4 protein-coding genes and 1 pseudogene are annotated in these 3,147 nt (G+C 74.1%); 3 read left to right on the top strand and 2 right to left on the bottom strand.

From position 1 onward, the window contains the following. A partial coding sequence (locus tag AB0B89_RS35690; protein ID WP_358561986.1) for a DUF1206 domain-containing protein occupies positions 1 to 412 on the bottom strand: 412 nt, incomplete at its 3' end. Positions 413 to 611: 199 nt separating this feature from the next. Here AB0B89_RS35690 and AB0B89_RS35695 point away from each other — a divergent pair. The 3 genes from AB0B89_RS35695 (at position 612) to AB0B89_RS35705 (ending at position 2,852) form a co-directional block, all read left to right on the top strand. Beyond that, a complete protein-coding gene (locus tag AB0B89_RS35695) occupies positions 612 to 1,367 on the top strand; it encodes an ABC transporter permease (RefSeq protein WP_358561995.1) in 756 nt (251 codons plus the stop codon). Further along, positions 1,364 to 2,434: an ABC transporter ATP-binding protein gene (locus AB0B89_RS35700; RefSeq protein WP_358561989.1), complete on the top strand. Its 1,071-nt coding sequence runs from the start codon at positions 1,364 to 1,366 to the stop codon at positions 2,432 to 2,434. The genes AB0B89_RS35695 and AB0B89_RS35700 overlap by 4 nt, the downstream gene beginning before the upstream one ends. Positions 2,435 to 2,696: 262 nt before the next feature. Next, entirely contained in the window at positions 2,697 to 2,852 is a 156-nt protein-coding gene (locus AB0B89_RS35705; protein WP_358561992.1) for a hypothetical protein, read from the top strand. 86 nt (positions 2,853 to 2,938) lie between these two features. On the opposite strand, the pseudogene AB0B89_RS35710 reads toward AB0B89_RS35705, so the two are convergent. Then, positions 2,939 to 3,147: pseudogene (locus AB0B89_RS35710) on the bottom strand (lantibiotic modifying-like protein); the annotation flags it as partial.

The raw sequence follows: 3,147 nt of genomic DNA on the forward strand, positions 1-3,147 counted from the left end.
GCTCGTCGGTCGAGCTGCCGGTGGTGCCGCGCAGCAGGAAGCTGAGGATGGTGCCGACGGCCAGGGCGTAGACCACGGTGTGGGCGACGGCCTCGACGCGGTCCTTGGCCTTCCGGCCTCCCATCAGCGCCTCGGAGGCCTGCCACAGCGCGAGGGCGAGGAAACCGATGGCGAGCAGCCAGAGCAGGACGGTGCCGAACGGCTGCTCGGCGACCGTGCGCACGGCGCCGGTCTTGTCCGCCTCTTTCCCTCCGCCCCCGAAGGCGATCTGCAGCGCCAGGATGCCGATCAGAGCGTAGAGCACACCCCTGCACGCCATCCCGAACCGTGTCAGCCGTTCGAACGTCCGGCTGTTGGTCGCTTGCCGCGCGGCTCCCCGCGCCTGGTGACCGGCTGAGGTCACGGAGTTCATGGGCCCGCTCCTTTCGATTCGTCCTCCCATCTACACATCTGGGGCGAAGATAAACGTCCCGCCCCGCCGTGTGGGAGTCCCGAAGCGGAATCCAGGGGAGGAAAGCGGCATGAGGGTATTCACAGCCACGCGGCGGCGATCGCGGGACGCCGGCCGCCGTGCTCCCCATGACGGAGCGGGCGGCGTTCCCGTGATCCTGATGGCGCCCGCGGCGATCGGGCTCGCGTTCCTGGTGCTCCCGCTCGCCGGACTGCTGGCACGGGCGCCCTGGCAGACGCTCGCCGCCCGCCTGGCCGAGCCCCGCGTGATGGAGGCTCTCCGGCTGTCGCTGGTGACCTCCACCGCCGCCACCGCGGCCTGCCTGCTCACCGGGGTCCCGCTGGCCTGGCTGCTGGCACGCGTGGCGTTCCGCGGCAGGCGCGTCGTCAGGGCCCTGGTCACGGTGCCGCTGGTCCTGCCGCCCGTGGTCGGCGGCCTGGCCCTGCTGCTGGCGCTCGGCCGGGGCGGGCTGGTCGGCGCCTGGCTGGACTCCACCCTGGGCCTCGCGCTCCCTTTCACCACCGCGGCGGTCGTGCTCGCGGAGGCCTTCGTGGCCATGCCCTTCCTCGTCGTCAGCGTCGAGGGCGCCCTCAGGAGCACCGACGCGCGCTTCGAGGAGGCCGCGGCCATCCTCGGCGCCTCCCGCTGGACCGTCTTCCGCCGGGTGACCCTGCCCCTGATGGCTCCGGGGATCGCCGCCGGGGCCGTACTGTGCTGGGCCCGCGCGCTCGGCGAGTTCGGCGCGACGGTCACCTTCGCGGGCAGCCTCCCCGGGCGGACGCAGACCATGCCCCTGGCCGTCTACCGCGCCCTGGAGAGCGACCCGGAGGCCGCCATGGCGCTCAGCCTGGTCCTGCTCCTGGTGTGCGTCGCCGTCCTGGCCTGCCTTCGGGGACGCTGGGTGAACGTCGCATGATGGACGCCCACCTGCTCCTCGACCGCCCCCGGTTCCGGCTCGACCTCAAGATCCGGCTCGGCGCCGGAGAGGTCGTCGCCCTGCTCGGGCCGGCCGGCGCCGGCAAGACCACCGCTCTGCGGGTCCTGGCCGGCCTCACCCGGCCCTCGGGCGGGCACATCCTGCTGGACGGGGCTCCAGTGCACGCCCGCCCGTCCGAGCAGCGGCCCTTCGGCATGGTCTGCCGGGATCCCCTGCTGTTCCCCCACATGAGCGCTCTGCGGAACGTCGCCTTCGGGCCCCGGTCCCGAGGGGCGACCCGGGCGGAGGCCCGGCGCGCGGCGACCGCCTGGCTGCGGCACGTCGGGCTCGGCGACCACCTCGGGGACATGCCGGGCGAGCTGTCCGAGGGCCAGGCCCAGCGGGTGGCGCTGGCCCGCTCGCTCGCCGTACGGCCCCGCGTGCTGCTCCTGGACGAGCCGCTCGCCGCCCTCGACCCGCACACGCGCCTTCCCGTCCGGGCCCGGCTCCGCGACCATCTGACCGGCTTCACCGGCGCCTGCCTCCTTGTCACCCACGATCCGGTCGACGCCATGGCGCTGGCCGACCGGCTCATCGTGATCGAGGACGGCCACCTGGTCCAGGAGGGCACGCCCTCGGAGGTGGCCCGCCACCCGCGCACCGACCACGTCGCCCGCCTCGTCGGGCTGAACCTCCACCGGGGCGAGGCCCGGGGGCACGAGGTGTCGATCGGCGGGCTCCCGGAGGACCCGGTGACCGGCCGCGGGCTCACGCTGACCGTGACCGAGGACCTGCACGGCCCGGTGTTCGTCGCCTTCCCGCCGTCGGCGGTCATGCTCCACCCGGCCCGGCCGGAGGGCTCGCCCCGGAACATGTGGCAGGGCACCGTCGAGGGGATCGAACGGCACGGCGACCGCATCCGCGTCCACCTCGACGGCCCGATCGCCGCCTCCGCCGACCTCACAGCCCCGGCCGTGGCCACCCTCGGCCTGTCGCTGGGCCAGAAGGTGTGGGCCGTCATCAGGCCCACCGAGACGCACGCCTATCCCGCGCGCACGCCGGAGTGACGCGCGGGCGGTCGCGGGAAGACTCCCCGGACGATCGCGGGAGGGCCGTCCGGATGATCGCGGGAAGGGCGCCCGGACGGCCTCCGCCGCGCGGAGCGGCGCGGCCCAAGGTAGATCATCGCAAAGTCACGTAGCCTTGTTGGAAGCGTTTGTGCTTGCCAGGCAGCTGTGTGGGAAGAGGTAGGAGGCTGGGATCGCGACGGAAACCCCCCGCGTCCCCTCACGTCCGCGCACTGACCACAATGGAAGGGACCGGTCGCCGATGCCCAGGCAGATCGCCGCATACCAGCCCCCCAGCTCCGTCGAACTGGAGGCCCGGGTTCTCAACCTCGAGATGCAGGTGGCCCATCTCACCGAAACGGTGCGCACCCTGACCGGACAGAACGGCGACGCGGGCACCGCCCACCCCGCCGACTGAGCGCCGCTCCCCCGCCCCCGTCGCGAGGGCCGCCGGTCAGGCCGTCGAACCGGGGCCTCGGACGCCCGACGGCGGGCGGCCCGAGGTCACGGCGAGCGGCGCAGCGCCGAGGCCGGCACCGGGATGGCGGGGAACGGGTTGTCCGGCAGCAGGATGACCCGGCGAGGTTCGCCCGTCACCCCCGCCGCGTCCAGGTGGAGGAGCGCGGAGCCGATGCCCGCCGCCCCGATCATGTAACCGGTGTCGGCGGTCACCTCCCACGGCCGCAGCCGGCGGTAGGCCTGGTACCACCGGT

The organism is Sphaerisporangium sp. NPDC049002, assembly GCF_040649355.1.
Lineage (GTDB): Bacteria > Actinomycetota > Actinomycetes > Streptosporangiales > Streptosporangiaceae > Sphaerisporangium.